Genomic DNA, 16,825 nt, shown 5'->3' with positions numbered 1-16,825 from the left:
CCCCGGGGTGTCGCCGCGCTCTCGACGTTCGTGACACCGGCAAGAGAGGCTAGACATGAAAACCATCAAGGGGCCGGCGCTCTTCCTGGCGCAGTTCGCCGGCGACGAGGCGCCGTTCAACAGCCTGGAAAGCATTGCGGCCTGGGCGGCGGGTCTTGGCTACGAGGGCGTACAGCTGCCCAGTTGGGATGCGCGCCTGATCGACCTGAAGAAGGCGGCCGAGAGCCAGACCTACTGTGATGAAATCAAGGGCACCCTGGCCGAGCACGGCCTGGCGCTGACCGAACTCTCCACCCATTTGCAGGGCCAACTGGTGGCCGTGCATCCCGTCTACGACGAGATGTTCGACGGCTTCGCGGTACCCGAGGTGCGCGGCAATCCGCAGGCCCGGCAGGCCTGGGCGGTGGAGCAACTGCACCTGGCGGCTCGCGCCTCGCGCAACCTGGGGTTGACCGACCACGGCACCTTCTCCGGCGCCCTGGCCTGGCCCTTCGTCTACCCCTGGCCACAGCGCCCGGCGGGGCTGATCGACAGCGCCTTCGACGAGCTGGCCAGGCGTTGGCGACCGATCCTCGATGCCTTCGACGAAGCCGGAGTGAATCTCTGCTACGAAATCCACCCCGGAGAGGATCTGCACGACGGCATCACCTTCGAGATGTTCCTGGAGCGCGTCGGGCATCATCCGCGCTGCCATATCCTCTACGACCCCAGCCACCTGATCCTGCAGCAGCTCGACTACCGGGGCTTTCTGGACGTCTACCGCGAGCGCATCCAGATGTTTCATGTCAAGGATGCCGAGTTCAATCCCAGCCCCAAACAGGGCGTCTACTCCGGCTACCAGGGCTGGACTCAGCGTGCCGGGCGTTTTCGCTCGCTGGGCGACGGCCAAGTGGACTTCAAGCACATTTTTTCGTGGATGGCGGCCAACGACTACCATGGCTGGGCGGTGCTCGAGTGGGAGTGCTGCCTCAAGCACCCCGAGGCAGGGGCCCGGGAAGGCGCAGCCTTCATTCGCGACCACATCATCGAAGTCACCGAGCGTGCTTTCGACGACTTCGCCGACTCGGGCACCGACGAGGCCGCCAACCGGCGCATTCTGGGACTCGACTGAAAAAAGGAGCGAGAGACATGTCCCAACACCACAGCCAGCGCCGCCTGCGCCTTGGCATGGTCGGCGGCGGCCAGGGCGCCTTCATCGGCGGCGTGCATCGCATCGCCGCGCGCCTGGACGACCACTACGAGCTGGTGGCCGGGGCTTTCGCCTCGGACCCCGAGCGAAGCCGGGCCTCGGCGGCGGCCCTTCACGTCGCCGACGAGCGCGCCTATCCCGACTACCGCAGCATGGCCGAGGCCGAGCGGGATCGCGACGACGGCATCGACGTGGTAGCCATCGTCACCCCCAACCACCTGCACTTCGAGGTGGCCAGGACCTTCCTCGAGGCGGGCATCGACGTCATCTGCGACAAGCCCATGACCACCGACCTGGGCGAAGCTCGGGAACTCCAGCGGCTGGTCGAGTCCAGCGGGCGCTTCTTTGGCCTGACCCACAACTACAGCGGCTACTCGCTGATCCGCCAGGCCCGTGACATGGTCGCTGCCGGCGAGCTCGGCGAACTGCGCGTGGTGCAGGTCGAGTATCCCCAGGATTGGTTGGCCACCCGCGTCGAGGCCGAGGGCGTCAAGCAGGCCGAGTGGCGCACCGACCCCAAGCGCAGCGGTCCGGCCGGCTGCCTGGGCGACATCGGCACCCACGCCTATCATCTGGTGCGTTTCGTCACCGGCCTGGAGGTCGAATCGCTGGCCGCCGATCTGCACACCTTCGTGGACGGCCGTGCGCTGGACGACAACGTGCATCTGATGCTGCGTTTCAAGGGCGGTGCGCGCGGCATGCTGTGGTCGAGCCAAGTGGCACCGGGCAACGAGAACGGCCTCAAGCTGCGCGTCTACGGCAGCGAAGGCGGCCTGGAGTGGCGTCAGGAGGAGCCCAACGAGCTGCTGTTCACGCCTCAGGGCGAGCCGCCGCGGCGCCTGACTCGCCACGGCCCCGGCCTGGGCGAGGCAGCCATGGCCGCGGTGCGCATTCCGCCCGGCCACCCGGAGGGCTACTTGGAGGCCTTCGCTCAGCTCTACAGCGACTTCGCCGCCCATCTGCGGGCGCGACGTGGCGGCCCCGAGGTCGCCACCCACCAGCGCGACATCCCCGGGGTGGACGATGGCGTCGACGGCGTGCGGTTCATCACCCGGTCGCTGGAGTCCTCGCGGGCGGACGGTGCCTGGGTGACTTTCTGAGGGGCGGCGATGAGCGTGCGGTTGAACAACGACCGGCTTTGCCTGGAGGTCCTGCCCGAGTTGGGCGGTTGCGTGGTGCGCTTTGATGCGTTGATGCCGGATGGGCCAAAGCCGCTGTTCCGGCCCGGGAAGCGCACGTCCCGCGATCCGAACGACATGGGACTCTACCCGCTGTTACCATGGTCCAACCGCATCGCCAGCGGCGGCTTCCGCTGGAGGGGGAACCAGTATGGACTGACATCCAACCTGGCCGGGGAGCCGCTGCCGATTCACGGTGACGGCTGGCAGCAGCCGTGGGACGTGGCGCATGCCACGCAGGATGCGCTGCGGCTCACGCTGCGCTCGGCCCGGCAGCCGCCGTTCGCCTACCGTGCCGAGCTCGACTATCGCCTGGAGGGAGAGAGCCTGTGCATCGCACTGGCAGTGACTCACTTGGGAGACGCTCCTGTGCCCTACGGGGTGGGGCTGCATCCCTGGCTGCCGCGTACGCCCGATACTCGGCTCGAGGCTCCGGCCGAGGGCGTCTGGGAGGTGGACGACGCCCAGTTGCCGACCCGCTGGCGAGCCCTCGACGAGGCCGACCCCTGGTGTTTCGCCGCGGGGCGCGGATTGCCCGCCGGGCGCATCGACAATCTGTTCACCGGGTGGACCGGCCTGGCGCATGTCACCTGGCCGTCGCGGGGAGTGGCGCTGGCGGTGGAGAGCGACCCGGCCGGAGCGCGCTACCTGGTCTACTCTCCCGGGGCAGATGCCGACTTCTTCTGCTTCGAGCCGGTCTCCCACGACGTGAACGCCCACCACTTCGCCGATCCGCTCGCCCACGGGCTGGTCGAGTTGCTGCCGGGAGGGACGCTGAGCCAGGCGTGGCGTTTCACCTGCCTCGCCCCGCGCCGATGGGCCTGACGGCACGGCCGGCGCGTGACGTGAAGCGAGTGGCTGGTTCGATGGCAGCGACGGCAAGTCAATCTCGACCTAGGAAAAGACGATGACCGACCGCAAGATCACCCCCGACCAGCTGCGTTCGCGCTGGTGGTTCGACAATCCCGACCATCCGGGGACCACGGCGCTGTGCATCGAGCGCTACATGAACCAGGGCATCACCCTGGAAGAGCTCACCGGCGGCAGGCCGATCATCGGGATCTGCCAGTCGGGTTCCGATCTGACGCCCTGCAACCGCCATCACGTGGACCTCGCCCAACGCGTCAAGGACGGCATCCGTGCTGCCGGCGGCGTGCCCTTCGAGTTCCCCATGCACCCCATCCACGAGAACGTGCGCCGGCCCACCGCGGCGCTCGACCGCAACCTGGCCTATCTGGGTCTGGTGGAGGTGCTGCACGGCTACCCGCTGGACGGCGTGGTGCTGACCACCGGCTGCGACAAGACCACTCCGGCGGCGCTGATGGCTGCGGCCACCGTCAACATCCCGGCCATCGTGCTTTCCGGCGGCCCCATGCTCAACGGCTGGCACGGCGCCGAACGGGTGGGCTCGGGCACCATCGTGTGGGAGATGCGCAAGCGGCTCGCGGCGGGCGACATCGATTACGCCGAATTCCTGTCGCGGATCACCGAATCCGCCCCCTCGGTGGGCCACTGCAACACCATGGGCACCGCCTCCACCATGAACTCCATGGCCGAGGCGCTGGGCATGAGCCTGCCCGGTTCGGCGATGATCCCCGGCCCCTACAAGGAGCGCGGCCTGGTCGCCTACGCGACCGGCGCGCGGATCGTCGACATGGTGTGGGAGGACCTGCGGCCGTGCGACGTCCTGACTCGCGAGGCCTTCGAGAACGCCATCGTCACCTGCTCGGCGCTGGGCGGCTCTTCCAACGCCCCCATCCACGTCAACGCCATCGCCCGCCATGCCGGGGTCGAACTCGACAACGACGACTGGCAGCGCCTGGGCCACGAGATCCCGCTGCTGGCCAACGTCATGCCGGCCGGGGCCTTTCTCGGCGAGGAATTCCACCGCGCCGGCGGCGTGCCGGCGGTGATGCACGAGCTGCTGGGCGCTGGCCGGCTCCACGGCGAGGTGCTCACCGTCAACGGCCGTCCGCTCGCGGACAACCTCGAGGGCCTCGAGACCCGGGATACCGAGGTGATCCGCCGCTACGGCGATCCGCTCGTCGAGCATGCCGGCTTTCTCAACCTCAAGGGCAACCTGTTCGACTCGGCGCTGATGAAGACCAGCGTGATCTCGACGGACTTTCGTGAGCGTTTCCTGAGCGACCCGGACGATCCCGATGCCTTCGAAGGCAAGGTGGCGGTGTTCGACGGCTCCGAGGACTACCACGCGCGCATCGACGATCCGGCGCTCGGCATCGACGAGCGCACCATTCTGGTGATGCGTGGCGCCGGCCCGGTGGGTCACCCCGGCGGCGCCGAGGTGGTCAACATGCAGCCACCCGAGGCCTTGATACGAGCGGGCGTCGAATCGTTGCCGTGCCTGGGCGATGGCCGCCAGTCGGGCACCTCGGGGTCGCCGTCGATTCTCAACGCCGCCCCGGAAGCGGCCACCGGCGGTGGCCTGGCGCTGCTAGAGGACGGCGACCGGCTGCGCATCGACCTGGGACGCGGCGAGGTGCGGCTGCTGATCGACGATGCCGAGCTCGAAGCGCGTCGGCAGAAGCTGGAGCGGCAGGGCGGCTATCGCTACCCCGACCACCAGACGCCGTGGCAGGAGATCCAGCGCACCCTGGTCGAGCCGCTGGACCGTGGCATGACCCTGGAAGGCGCTACGCGATATCGCGACGTGGCGCGGCGCAGCCCGCCGCGGGACAACCACTGAACATGAACGCAGGTCTCGGACGTACGGAGTCACATCGTGCAAGCTAGCGACATCGAGGTGGCGGTCGAGATGGACATGAGCCTGGGCGAGAGTCCCGTGTGGTCGGTGGAGCGGCAGACGCTCCACTGGGTGGACATCAACCGCGGCAAGATCCACGTCTGGCGCCCCGAGGCGGGAGCGCCGCCGGAAACCATCGCGCTGGAGGAAAAGGTCGGCTGCATTGCGCTCTGCGAAGGCGGGCTTCTGGCAGCGATGGCGTCGGGTATCGTGCGACTGCCTTTCGACGGCACGCCGCAGCGCTTGGCGGCCAACCCGGAGTGGCGAGGAGAGGGCGGCGGCAACCGCTTCAACGATGGCCGCTGTGACGCGGCCGGCCGTTTGTGGGTGGGGACCATCGATGCCGACGAGACGAACCCCACGGCGGCACTCTACCGTTTCGACGACGGCGAGCTGACGCCGTGCCTGACCGACATCGGCATTTCCAACGGGCTCGCCTTCAGCCCCGATGGGCGCTGGCTCTATCACACCGACTCGCTGACCCGGCGCATCCTGCGCTACCCCTTCGACCTCGCCAGCGGCACGCTGGGGGCGGGCGAAACCTGGGTCGACCTGCAAACGCTGGGACTGCCCGGCGTGCCCGACGGTGCGGCGGTGGACGGCGAGGGGTGCTACTGGAGCGCGCTCTACGACGGCGGCCGCGTCGTACGCTTCTCCCCGGACGGAGAACTGATGGCTGAGCACGAGGTGCCGTGCCCGCACCCCACCATGGTGGCGTTCGGCGGGGCCGACCTGCGCACACTCTACATCAGCACGGCGACCCAACACCTGGACGCCGAGGGGAAGCGCCGCTGGCCGCTGGCCGGCAGTCTGCTCAGCCTGCCGGCGCCCGTGGCGGGCCTCGCGGAGCCGGCGTGGCGCCCTTGAGGCGTCCGGGTCAACGTGCCAGCCAGCCGCCGTCCACCACCAGCGCGTGACCGTGAACGTAGCGCGCGGCGTCCGAACACAGGAAGACCACGGCGCCGGCCAGATCTTCCGGCTCGCCGAAACGCCCGGCGGGAATGCGGCCCAGCAGCTCGGCGCGGCGGTCGGGGTCGTCGCGCAGTGCCTGGGTGTTGTCGGTGGCCATGTAGCCCGGCGCGATGGCGTTGACGTTGATGTCGTGGCTCGCCCACTCGTTGGCCATCAGCCGCGTGAGACCCAGCAGTCCGCTCTTGCTGGCGGTGTAGGAAGGCACGCGGATGCCGCCCTGGAAGGAGAGCACCGAAGCGACGTTGACGATCTTGCCCGGAGCGTCGCGTGCGACCAGGTGGCGCGCCACCTGCTGGGCGAGGAAGAAAGCCGCCTTGAGGTTGACGTCGACCACGGCGTCCCAGTCCGCTTCGCTGAACTCCAGCGCCGGTGCGCGGCGGATGGTGCCTGCATTGTTGACCAGAATGTCGAGCTGGCCGGCCCGTTCCAGGGCTCGCTCGACGATCGACTCCGCACTGTCGTGGTCGAGTTCCGCCTCCACGGCGTGGAAACGCCGCCCCTGTGCCTCGACGCGTTTGCGGGTCGCCTCGGCAGCGCTGCGATTGACGCCGACCACATCGGCGCCGGCCTCGGCCAACGCCACGGCCATGGCCTGACCGAGGCCCTTGTTGCAGCCGGTGACCAGGGCCACCTTGCCGGTGAGGGAAAACGCACTCATCGCTGTCTCCTTGCCAGGGTTCATGTTGCCAGGTCGAGCCGGGCGATGGCCGCCGGCAGCTCGCGGGCGTGGTGAATGGCGATGGCGCCTGGCGGGGTCGCCTCGCGTTCGGGGAAGTGGTTCAGGTGAATGACCTGCATGCCTGCCTCGAGGCCGGCGACCACGCCGACATCGGCATCGTCGATCACCACGCAGCGTTCAGGGGCCTGGCCCATGGCCTCGGCGGCCTGGCGGTAGAGTGCCGGGTCGGGCTTCCATACCCCCAGGGTATAGGCGCTGAACAGGTTGTTGCCGAAGTGCTGGGCCAGCCCGGCGCTCTCCATGGCACAGCGGATCTTGCGTTCGGGGCCGTTGGAGACCACTGCCTTGGGGTGATGGGCGAGCTCGAGGAGCGCTTCGGGCATGCCGGCGATGGGTTCGAGCTCGGCGCGCATGCGCGCCTCCATGCGCTCGCGCATCTGCGCTTCCAGACGCTTGCGTCGGTCGTCGTCCAGCCCGCCGTGACGCGCTTCGAGCTCGAGCACGATGGTCAGGAAACGCACCCCGCGAAACTCCGCCATGTATTGCTCGGCGGTGAAGGGCAGACCGTATTGCGGCAGCGTTTCTGCCATCACCTGGGCGAGCAGGACCTCGCTGTCGACCAGGGTGCCGTCGGAGTCGAAGAGCAGGCAGTAGGGTGTGGACATTCGGACCTCTCGAGGGGGTGGGGGAGCGCACCGTTCAGGGTACCAGAGCGGTGCGCGTGTGCGTCAGACGAAGTCCGGCACCAGGGTGCGGGGGATCGCCAGGATCAGTTGGGGGTAGAGGATCAGCAGCAGGATCACCGCCAGCATCACCGCCAGGTAGAGCAGGGTGGTGGCCAGCGCCTTGAGCAGCGGGATGCCGCCGATCTTGGCCGAGATCATCAGGCATAGCCCATAGGGCGGCGTGATCAGCCCCAGGCCCAGCGCCATCACGCCGATCACGCCGAATTGCACCGGATGGATGCCGGCCTGCAGGGCCAGCGGCTGGAAGATCGGCGCCATGATGGCCATGGCCGGTAGCGAATCCATGAAGGTGCCGATGAGCAGCATCACTCCGGTCATCACCAGCAGCAGCACCACGGGGTCGGTGATGTTGACCCCGGCCATCAGCTTGGGCGGGATCTGATAGAAGCTGATCAGATAGCCGAAGATCGCCGCTCCCACCAGGCTGAACAACGACAGCGAGCAGAGCCGCACCGTGGCGGTGGAGGCGTCGAGCACGTCGCCGAAGCGCAGCTCGCGATAGACGAGAAAGCCCAGTGCCAGGGCGTAGAGAACGGCGATCATCGCCGCCTCGGTGGGAGTGACGATCCCCAGGGTGATGCCGCCGATGATCACCACCGGGATGCCGGCGGCCATCAAGCCGTCCTTGCCGGAGTGCAGCAGCTCGCGGAAGGTGGCGCGCGGACGCACCGGCACGCTGTAGCGGCGCACGTAGCCCAGGTTGAGCAGCAGTTGGGCCACGCCGATCATCAGGCCGGGCAAGATGCCGCCGAGGAAGAGGCCGGCGATGGAGGTGTTGGTCAGCGCGCCCCACACGATCATGTTGATCGAGGGCGGGATGATGATGCCCATCACCGAGGAGGCGGCAGTGACCGCCACGGCGAAGTGGGTGGGGTAGCCCTCGCGCTTCATGGCCGGGATCAGCACCGTGCCCACGCCGGCGCTGTCGGCGGTGGAGGAGCCGGAGACCCCGGCGAAGAGCATGCTCACCATGACGTTGACGTGGGCGAGGGCGCCCTTGAGGTGGCCCACCAGCAGCATGCACAGGGTGATCAGGCGGTCGGTGATGCGCGCCGCGTTCATCAGGTTGCCGGCGAGCAGGAAGAGCGGCACGGCGAGCAGCACGAAGGAATCCATGCCGTTGTACATGCGCTGGAAGAGTACCCAGGCGGTCAGCCGCGGGTCGAGCAGGATCAGGCTGAAGGAGGTGAGGATCAGCGCCATGGCGATGGGAACGCCCACCACGATGAGCACGGCGAGCAGGCCGAAAAGCAGCCAGGGCAGCAGGAACATCCCGTCGGCGGGCATCATGGGCGGGGCCCTCCCTGTCCGGAATTGCCGCGGCTGTCGAGGGGCGATCCGAGGCCTTCCACGCTGTGATCGGCTTCGCTGACGTCCAGCGTCTCCATCTCGCTCGGCGTATTGAGTGCCGATTCCATGGCATCCAGGCCGTGAAGCAGGCTATGCAGCAGGCGTTGCACGCTGAACAGCAGGATGAACACGCCGCTGACCATGAAGGTGGAGTAGACATAGATCATCGATAGCCCCGAGGCGGTGGCGTGGCGGCGCAGACCGGAGAGGGCGAATTCGTGGCCGTAAAAGACGAAGATGACGCCGATGGCCAGGCAGGCCAGGTCACGGACCACCCGGGTGGCAAGATCGGCCCGCGAGCCGCGGGGAAAGGCCTCGAGCACGAAGTGGTCGGCATGCAGCACGCCGACGGCGGCGCCCAGCATCACCATCCACTGGAAGGCGAAGCGGCTGAACTCCTCGGTCCAGTAGAGGCTCGGCATGAAGGCCAGGTTGCGGCTGATCACCTGGTAGATGACCAGCAGGATGAAGCCCAGCACCAACGACAGCAGGATCCAGTGGAGCACACGCTCCAGGACCCGGTTGAGCCGTGCCAGGCCGGCGAGCAGTCGGGACATGGCGATTACCTGTGGCAAGCGAGGCGCCGGCCCGGACGGGTCGGCGCCGGGCGGGTCATTCCGCGTTGACGATCATCTGGTGGTACTCGGTCAGGCCCATGTCGGCGATCACGCCCTCGAGGGGGCCCTCGACGGTCTCCATCATGGCCTCGCGGTCCATCTCGTGCAGGGTGGCGCCCTCCTCGACCAACAGGTCGAGCGCCTCGGCGTCCTGCTCGAGCTGCACATCGCGGGCGTAACTGGCGGACTCCGCGGCGGCCTCCATGACCTGCTCGCGCTGAGTCTCGTCGAGGCGATCCCAGGTGGCCTGGGAGAGCGTCAGCAGGCGCACCGTGATGTCGTGCTCGGAGAGACCGATGTGCGGTGCCACCTCGTGGAAGCGCATGCGGTGGATCCACTCCGCCTCGTTGAGCAGGCCGTCGATGGCACCCAGTTGAAGGCCGGTATAGATCTCTTCCCACTCCATGACGGTGGGGTCGGCACCCAGCGCCTCCCAGGCGGTGATCAGCGGCTGGGTGGGATTGGTGCGGATCTTCAGGCCTTCGAGATCGTCGAGGCTCTCCAGGGGTTCGGTGCTGACGACCTGGCGTTTGCCGCCCCCATAGAAGGCCAGCACCCGCACGTCGGTCTCGGCGGTGATCTGATCGGCGATGGTGCGGCCGACCTCGCCGTCGAGGACCTGGCGCCAGTGGTCCTCGTCGCGATACAGGAAGGGGATCGAGAAGACGTTGGCGGTGGAGGAGAAGTCGGTAATCAGGCCGGGGTTGATGATCGAGATGTCCAGCGCGCCGGCCATCTGCTGCTCGAACATCTCCGTTTCGTGGCCCAGCACTCCACCGCCGAGGATCTCGACGCTGATGTCGCCGTCGCTCTTCTCTGCGATCAGTTCCTGGAAGTGCTGGGCGCCCAGGTGATAGGCAGTGTCCTCGGTGCCGCCGTGGCCGAAGCGTAGCTCCACGGCCTGAGCGGCGCCGGCCAGGCCCAGGGAAGCGGCCATCACGGCGGTGCCGATCAGGCGCCGGGCGCCGGCGGGGTGTTGGGTCAACGGGGTTGGATCGATCCATTGGCGAGTCATAAAAGCACCTGTTGTTGTTGGCACCATGCCTTCGGGCATGGCGGCTGGCGTCGATGCGGTGCGCCGCATCAGGTTGTCGTGGCGGGACTCTCGAGCGGCGTGGAAAGGGCGCCGCAGGAGTCGCGCACCTGCAGTCGGGGCGATAGCACGACCTGTTCCCGCGCCCCGTCGGGGTTGCCGATGCGCCGTAGGGCGAGGCGGGCGGCTTCCTCGCCCACGGCATGGGGATGAGTGGCGATGCTGGTCAGCGCCGGGTCGCCCAGCGCCGCCTCCTCGAGATCGTCGGTGCCGATCACCGCACAGTCGCGTCCCGGCACCCGCCCCAGGCGCTTGAGGCCCAGCATGGCGCCGAAGGCCACGAGATCATTGTGGCAGAGCACTGCGGTGGGGGCCGGGGACTCGGCCATCAGCGCCGGGATGAGCTCGAAGCCGGCGCGGCGTGTCACGTCCGAGCGCAGCAGGCGCTGGTAGGCGAGGCCGTGGCGGGCCAGTGCCTCACGATAGCCCTGCCAGCGTTCGCGAGTGGCCGAGTGACCGATATGGCCGCCGAGAAAGGCGATGCGCTCATGGCCCTGCGCCACCAGGTGGTCGATGGCCAGGCCCACGCCACGGCGAAAGTCGGTACCGGCGTAGTCGAAGGGCGGCTCGCCGACATGGCGCAGGACCTGTACGCACGGCATCTGCCAGCTGGTGAGGGTGTCGATCAGGTCGGGAGCGGTGCCTTCCGCCGGGCACAGCAGAATGCCGTCGACGCGATGCTCGCGCATGCGCTCGAGGAAGCGCTGCTGGCGCGCGGGCGAGTCCTCGCTATTGGCCAGGAAGGACACATAGCCCTCGCGGTTCAGAGCGGCGTCGATACCTGCCACCATGGCACCGAAGAAGGGGTTGGCGATGTCGTAGACCACCACCCCGAGGGTGGCGGTGCGTTGTCCGCGTAGCGCCGCGGCGCCGCGATTGTAGACGTAGCCCAGTGCCTTGATGGAGCGCTGCACCCTGCGCCGGGTGCCCTCGGCGACCAGCGGGCTCTCGCGCAGCACCAGCGACACCGTGGAGCGGGACACCCCGGCGTGGGCGGCGATGTCCTGCAGGGTGACGCTGCGCGAGGCGCGGCTGTCGGGGCGAGGCGTGTCCTGGCTCATGAGTTCTCGGCTGTGGTGGCGTTTTGTTTTTGGATTGATCCAAATCGTAGAAGACGTCTCCGATCCGGACCTATTCTCCTTTCGTCTTAGGCGCGGGCGCCGGCGGGTGGCTCAGCCGTGCCGTGCCGTCCAGGCGGCCTCGTTGACCAGGCTGATGGGCCGCTCGCCGTTCAGCGCACGGGTGAGGTTGTCCACGGCGCGCTGGGCCATGGCGGTGCGCGTTTCAAAGGTTGCCGAGCCGATGTGCGGCAGCGCCACCACGTTGGTCATGTACGGCAGCGGCGACTCCGGCGAGAGCGGCTCCTGCTCGAAGACGTCGAGGCCGGCGGCGCGAATGCGGCCCATCTCCAGGGCCTCGATGAGCGCCGACTCGTCGACCACCTTGCCGCGGGCGATGTTGACGAAGATCGCCGAGGGTTTCATCTGGGCGAAGGCGTGGGCGTCGATCAGGTGGGTGGTCTCGGCGGTGAGCGGCACGGTGACGCAGACGATGTCGGCCTCGGCGAGCAGTGCGTCGAGCTCGCGGCGCTCGGCGCCCAGCTCGGCCTCCAGTGCCGGCTTGGGGGAGGATAGTGCGTAGCGCACCGGCATGCCGAAGCCGAGGGCCCCGCGCCTCGCCACGGCGGCGCCGATGCGACCGAGGCCGATCATGCCCAGCGTCTTGCCGTGCACGTCGGTGCCGAAGTGTTCGGGGCCGATGCTCGCCTGCCAGTCGCCGCGTCTCACGAAGTCGGCGAGCTCCACCACCCGGCGGCAGGTGGCCATGATCAGTGCGAAGCCGGTGTCGGCGGTGGTCTCGGTGAGCACGTCCGGGGTGTTGCACAGCAGGATGCCGCGCCGGGTCAGCTCGTCCACGGGGTAGTTGTCGTAGCCCACCGAGATGGTGGCGATGGCCTCGAGCTGCGGCGCGGCATCGAGCAGTTCGGGAGTGATCGACACGCTCGATCCGATCAGGCCGTGGGCGTCGGCCAGGGCAGCACGGAAGGCCGGGTCGTCGCCGGACTCCAGGCCCTGGAAGACCTCCACCTCGAAGTCCCGCGAGAGTTCGGCGAGTTGGGCGTCGTTGAGGCGGCCGTAGGCCAGAATGCGTTTTTTCATGGTTGTCGTCTCCTCACGCTAGGTTGGCTTCCAGTTCCACGAGGCGCGTTCGGTGGGGCAGGCCCTCCATGTCGCCGATCACCTGCACCGCCTGGGCGCCGATCAGATTGCCGCGGCGCACCGCCTCGCGCGGCGAGCGGCCGTCGAGCAGGGCGCTGATCGCGCCCACGGCGAAGCCGTCGCCGGCGCCCACGGTATCGACGACCTCGGCGACGTCGAAGCCGGGTACGGTGAAGCTCTCCTCGCGACCGCCGAGGCTACCCCGATAGTAGCTGCCTTCCGGACCGAGTTTGATGAACACCGCCTGGGCGCCTCGCTCGAGGTAGAAATCGGCGATGTCGTGGGGCGTGTCGAGGCCGGTCAGGCGGCGCCCCTCGGCGAGTCCCGGCAGCACCCAGTCGGCCCGTGCCGCCAGGGCGTTGATCGTGGTGCACATCTCGCGCTCGCTTGCCCACAGCGCGGGGCGCAGATTGGGGTCGAAGGAGATGCTGGCGCCAGCGTCGCGGGCTCGCTCCAGCACGTGCTCGGCGAGGTCACGGGCGCTGGCCGACAGTGCCGGGGGGATGCCGGTGGCATGCAGGTGGCGCAGCGCCGCGAAGTCGACAGCGGCGGCATCGTCGGGGGAGAGGTGGCTGGCGGCGCTGCCGCGGCGGAAGTACTCGACATGGGGGTCGGCGCCGTCCTCGGCACGCGCCTTGAACACCAGCCCGGTGGGATGGTCGGGGTCGTCGACGAGATGGCGGCAGTCCAGCCCTTCGGCCTCCAGGGTGCGGCGAAGGTAGGTGCCGAAGCTGTCGCGGCCCACGCGACTCAGCCAGCCCACGTGAAAGCCCAGGCGGGCCAGGCCGATGGCCACGTTGGTGTCGGCGCCGGCGATGCGGCGCTGGAAGTGCGCGACGTCGGCGAGTTCTCCGCTCGATGCGGCGACGAACATCGTCATCGCTTCGCCGAAGGTGAGAAGGGTCGGGGCACTGTCGGGAGCGGTCATGGCGACTCCTGGGAGCGGTCGTGATGGAATGGCAGGCGCGTCGACCCGCGAGGGATCAACTGCGCTTGATAGTGGGTGCGGCGAGGCGGCGACGTACGCTGGGAACTTTCCAGGCGTTGTAGCAGATTCTCGACGGCGGCGCGGCCGATGGCATCGGTGGGCTGGGCCAGGGTGGTGATGCCGGGAGGGACCAGCGCACACCACTCCAGTTCGTCGATGCCCATCAGGCCCACGCTGCCGAGCGTGACGTTGCGCTGCTGCAGCACCCGAGTGACAGCCAGGGTGACCTGGCCGTTGGCGCACAGCAGTGCTTTGGGCGCCGTGCCCGGCCGGACGAGGAAGGCCCCGATGGCGTCATCGAGCTCGGCTGCGTCGGCATCGAGCGTGAGACAGTGCGCTTCGCCGACGAGGCCACGTTCGGCGATGCCGTGCTGGAAGCGTTCGAGCCTTACACGGCGTGAGCTCACCCGGCTCGTCGGCTTGCTCACATAGAGCAGTTCGCCATAGCCCGCCGTCTGGAGGTGGTCCAGGGCCTGGTCGATGGCGCGGGCATCGTCGAGACCGACCATGTCGGCAGGGACTTCGCCAAGTTCGCGATCGACGAGCACCAGCGGCGTACCCTGCTCGGCGAGTTTGGCCAGCTCACGGTCGGGGCTGCCGGCAGCGTTGACCACCAGCCCCTCCACTCGGTAGGCGGTCAGAAGTTCCAGGTGGCGGCGCTCCTGGGCGGGGTCGTTGTTGGTGTTGGCCACCATGAGCGAGTAGCCGTGCGCCTGGCAGACGCTTTCGATACCGTGCATCACCGCGACGGAGTAGGGGTTGCGAATGTCGGCCACCAGCATCCCGATCAGCCGCGAGCGCCCACCCTTGAGGCCGCGCGCCATCTGATTGGGGTGATAGCCCAACCGCTTGGCAGCCGCGGCGATGCGCTCCTGGAGCTCTTGCGAGAGGCGCTGACGTTCGTCACCGAAGAAACGCGACACGCTGGTCTTGGAAGTGCCGGCGGCATGGGCGACCTCGACGAGGGTGGAGCGTTGGGGATTCTGGTTCATGGCCGAGCAATCGAAATGGGAACGTTCCCACTCTAGTTCCAATCTTCGGCGCGGGCAAACGTCCTTCCGCTCAGGAGGCCATCAGCAGCACCAGTGCCCCGGTCAGGTAGCAACCGATGATGCCCACGCTCTCGAAGCCGATGTGCGCCGGCCCCTGGCGCTGGCGGTGGAGCATGCCCACGAGCAGAATGGCCGTCATCAGCAGCGACAGCGCCACCCACAGCGATACCGTGTCGGGAATGGCGTGATAGATGGAACCGTTGCGATAGGCGATGTCCGCGGCGGCGACGAAAAGGGTGTCGAAGGCGTTGCCGCCGATGATGCCGGCCACAGCCAGGGTCAGGGCGCCGCGGCGTACCGCTGCCACCGTGGTCACCAACTCGGGCAGCGAGGTGACCACGGCGGTCATCAAGGTGCCCACCACCGAGTGTCCCAGGCCGGTTTCCACGGCAATCACCGAAGCGCTGCGCTCCAGCAGCCAGCCGCTGATTCCGATCAGCGCTGCCAGCAGGGCGAAACGGGTCCACAAGCGCAGCGGTGAACGTCGCATGGCGCGCGGATCGGGCACGTCGGGTTGGGTCTCCCGGGTCTGGGCGGGTCGCCACATGGGATTGTCTCGGCTGCGGCCCGCCAGGCGCAGGCCGAACAGGTAGCCCAGCAGCAGCAGAGGGGTGATGGGGTGTACCTGCCACAGGGTCCACTCCGGAGCAAAGCGTCCCACCATCACCAGTGCGAGGAGACAGAGCAGCAGGCCGCCCTGTATCAGGTTGCCGAGCGAGGCGGCGGCATGTTCCAGGTTGGCTCGCCGATAGGTGAGGTCGGCGACGGTCAGAAACAGCGTCTGCACGGCAATGCCACCCAGGGCGTTGCTCATCGCCAGGGTGGGGCGGTCGGCGAGTGCTGCCGAAACCGACACCACGATGCCCGAGAGGGAGGTGGCCATGCCTAGCAGCACGGCGCCGGCAATGGCCTCGCCCAGGCCGGTACGGTCCGCCAGATCATCCACGATGCCGGCGAGCTGCGTCCCGGCAGTGGCGATCACTGCAGTGCAGACGGCGAACAGCAACCAGGCCCATTCCAGGGTCAGGTCGCTCAGTGCCGGATTCATGAGGGCAAGATGCTCAGAATCATGGGTGCCTGGGGGATGGTCGAGGTGCGTGGATATCGGGAAGGTCGTGCCAATGAAGGATCAGAGCGATGCTTCCGTGCGTTCATCTGCCTCGATGCGCTCCCCATTGGGTGAGACCAGGAACCAATCGGCGCCCAGATGCATGACATCCTGACCGAGTGCGTCGCCGGCCGCCTTGTCGCCGATGAAGCGATAGAGTGGCCAGCCAGCATAGGTGACCTGGCGGGTGCCGTCATCGCGTCGGATGGTGTCGAGCTTATCGGCGTCGACGTGTTCACCGGCCTCGGGCGGCTCTTGGGTGGCGTAGGGTGGCCAGGCGATGGCGCAGGTCTGGTCGCAGGTGCTGCTGCCGGCCCCGGGCTCATCGTTGGCGAACAGATACAGGCTCATGCCGTCGGGATTGGTGAGATAGCGCCCGTAAGGTTCTTGCTCACGGGTCTCGATGCGGGCCCGTTCGACGGGCTCAGGCACGCTCTGCAGGTCGGGATCCGCCTCTTTGGCGCTTTGTCCCTCCACCGAGCCGTTCTCGTCGGCCGCCAGGCTGGGCGACAGGGCGACGGCCAGTAGCATGGCGGTGGCCAATCCTGATGCTCGCAACAGCAGTGTCATAGCAACCCTCTCCATGGTGACGCTTTGTCTTCACTCTAGGTAGGGCCGAGTGGGTGTTTCAAGGCGCGCTTGCGGTCGGTCACGCGACCCGGTCGATGTGTGTTCGTGGCCCATGTGTCAGATATCGCCAGGCCCGATGCGGCAGTCAGCGCATTCCATGATGACTGTGTTTTTCAATAAGATATTGTTATTTATTGAATTTTTTCGGCATTGGCCGAAAGTGGTACGCCTCCTGCTCTCTTCAGGGTGAACCATCGAGGTTGGGGCTGATCCCGATTCGGCAAAGCCGCCGCCCCGATG

General features: G+C 67.9%; 16 protein-coding genes. 5 read left to right on the top strand and 11 right to left on the bottom strand.

Annotation, left to right across the window (positions count from 1 at the left end; translation table 11 throughout):
- Positions 1-55: 55 nt before the first annotated feature.
- The 5 genes from BLP96_RS17285 (at position 56) to BLP96_RS17265 (ending at position 5,998) form a co-directional block, all read left to right on the top strand.
- The gene (locus tag BLP96_RS17285; RefSeq protein WP_089688663.1) at positions 56-1,111 is read left to right on the top strand and encodes a sugar phosphate isomerase/epimerase family protein; all 1,056 of its coding nucleotides are present in this window, start codon (positions 56-58) and stop codon (positions 1,109-1,111) included.
- Between the two features lie 17 nt (positions 1,112-1,128).
- Positions 1,129-2,289 (top strand): Gfo/Idh/MocA family protein, encoded by a 1,161-nt coding sequence (locus BLP96_RS17280; protein ID WP_245682300.1) that lies wholly within the window; start codon positions 1,129-1,131, stop codon positions 2,287-2,289.
- Positions 2,290-2,298: 9 nt separating this feature from the next.
- Positions 2,299-3,192, top strand: a complete 894-nt coding sequence (locus tag BLP96_RS17275) for an aldose 1-epimerase (RefSeq protein ID WP_089688661.1) — start codon at positions 2,299-2,301, stop codon at positions 3,190-3,192.
- A gap of 82 nt (positions 3,193-3,274) precedes the next feature.
- Positions 3,275-5,074, top strand: coding sequence for an IlvD/Edd family dehydratase (locus BLP96_RS17270; protein ID WP_089688659.1), 1,800 nt, complete (start codon positions 3,275-3,277; stop codon positions 5,072-5,074).
- Positions 5,075-5,110: 36 nt separating this feature from the next.
- Positions 5,111-5,998 (top strand): SMP-30/gluconolactonase/LRE family protein, encoded by an 888-nt coding sequence (locus BLP96_RS17265; RefSeq protein ID WP_245682299.1) that lies wholly within the window; start codon positions 5,111-5,113, stop codon positions 5,996-5,998.
- Positions 5,999-6,008: 10 nt separating this feature from the next.
- Here the strand turns inward: BLP96_RS17265 and kduD are convergent, their stop codons facing one another.
- From kduD to BLP96_RS17210, 11 genes are all read right to left on the bottom strand, one after another.
- Positions 6,009-6,761 (bottom strand): 2-dehydro-3-deoxy-D-gluconate 5-dehydrogenase KduD, encoded by a 753-nt coding sequence (kduD, locus tag BLP96_RS17260; protein ID WP_089688656.1) that lies wholly within the window; start codon positions 6,759-6,761, stop codon positions 6,009-6,011.
- Positions 6,762-6,781: 20 nt separating this feature from the next.
- Positions 6,782-7,447 carry an HAD-IA family hydrolase gene (locus tag BLP96_RS17255; protein ID WP_089688654.1) on the bottom strand — a complete coding sequence of 222 codons (666 nt, stop codon included), beginning with the start codon at positions 7,445-7,447 and terminating at the stop codon, positions 6,782-6,784.
- Between the two features lie 63 nt (positions 7,448-7,510).
- A complete protein-coding gene (locus BLP96_RS17250; RefSeq protein ID WP_089688651.1) occupies positions 7,511-8,818 on the bottom strand; it encodes a TRAP transporter large permease in 1,308 nt (435 codons plus the stop codon).
- Positions 8,815-9,435, bottom strand: a complete 621-nt coding sequence (locus BLP96_RS17245; protein ID WP_089688649.1) for a TRAP transporter small permease — start codon at positions 9,433-9,435, stop codon at positions 8,815-8,817. The genes BLP96_RS17250 and BLP96_RS17245 overlap by 4 nt, the downstream gene beginning before the upstream one ends.
- A gap of 55 nt (positions 9,436-9,490) precedes the next feature.
- Positions 9,491-10,510: a TRAP transporter substrate-binding protein gene (locus BLP96_RS17240; RefSeq protein ID WP_089688647.1), complete on the bottom strand. Its 1,020-nt coding sequence runs from the start codon at positions 10,508-10,510 to the stop codon at positions 9,491-9,493.
- A gap of 68 nt (positions 10,511-10,578) precedes the next feature.
- The gene (locus tag BLP96_RS17235; protein ID WP_089688644.1) at positions 10,579-11,649 is read right to left on the bottom strand and encodes a LacI family DNA-binding transcriptional regulator; all 1,071 of its coding nucleotides are present in this window, start codon (positions 11,647-11,649) and stop codon (positions 10,579-10,581) included.
- Between the two features lie 111 nt (positions 11,650-11,760).
- The gene (locus tag BLP96_RS17230; RefSeq protein WP_089688642.1) at positions 11,761-12,747 is read right to left on the bottom strand and encodes a 2-hydroxyacid dehydrogenase; all 987 of its coding nucleotides are present in this window, start codon (positions 12,745-12,747) and stop codon (positions 11,761-11,763) included.
- A 13-nt stretch (positions 12,748-12,760) separates the two neighbouring features.
- The gene (locus tag BLP96_RS17225) at positions 12,761-13,735 is read right to left on the bottom strand and encodes a sugar kinase (protein WP_089688640.1); all 975 of its coding nucleotides are present in this window, start codon (positions 13,733-13,735) and stop codon (positions 12,761-12,763) included.
- Positions 13,732-14,787, bottom strand: coding sequence for a LacI family DNA-binding transcriptional regulator (locus BLP96_RS17220; protein ID WP_089688638.1), 1,056 nt, complete (start codon positions 14,785-14,787; stop codon positions 13,732-13,734). The genes BLP96_RS17225 and BLP96_RS17220 overlap by 4 nt, the downstream gene beginning before the upstream one ends.
- Before the next feature lie 70 nt (positions 14,788-14,857).
- Positions 14,858-15,895, bottom strand: a complete 1,038-nt coding sequence (locus BLP96_RS17215) for a sodium:calcium antiporter (RefSeq protein WP_089688636.1) — start codon at positions 15,893-15,895, stop codon at positions 14,858-14,860.
- An 81-nt stretch (positions 15,896-15,976) separates the two neighbouring features.
- Positions 15,977-16,525, bottom strand: a complete 549-nt coding sequence (locus tag BLP96_RS17210; RefSeq protein WP_176761552.1) for a COG4315 family predicted lipoprotein — start codon at positions 16,523-16,525, stop codon at positions 15,977-15,979.
- Positions 16,526-16,825 lie beyond the last annotated feature (300 nt).

The organism is Billgrantia gudaonensis (assembly GCF_900100195.1).
In the GTDB taxonomy this organism is placed as follows: Bacteria; Pseudomonadota; Gammaproteobacteria; order Pseudomonadales; family Halomonadaceae; genus Halomonas; species Halomonas gudaonensis.
Note: the sequence above shows the minus strand (reverse complement) of the source record. Positions and strands in the feature narration are given on the sequence as shown.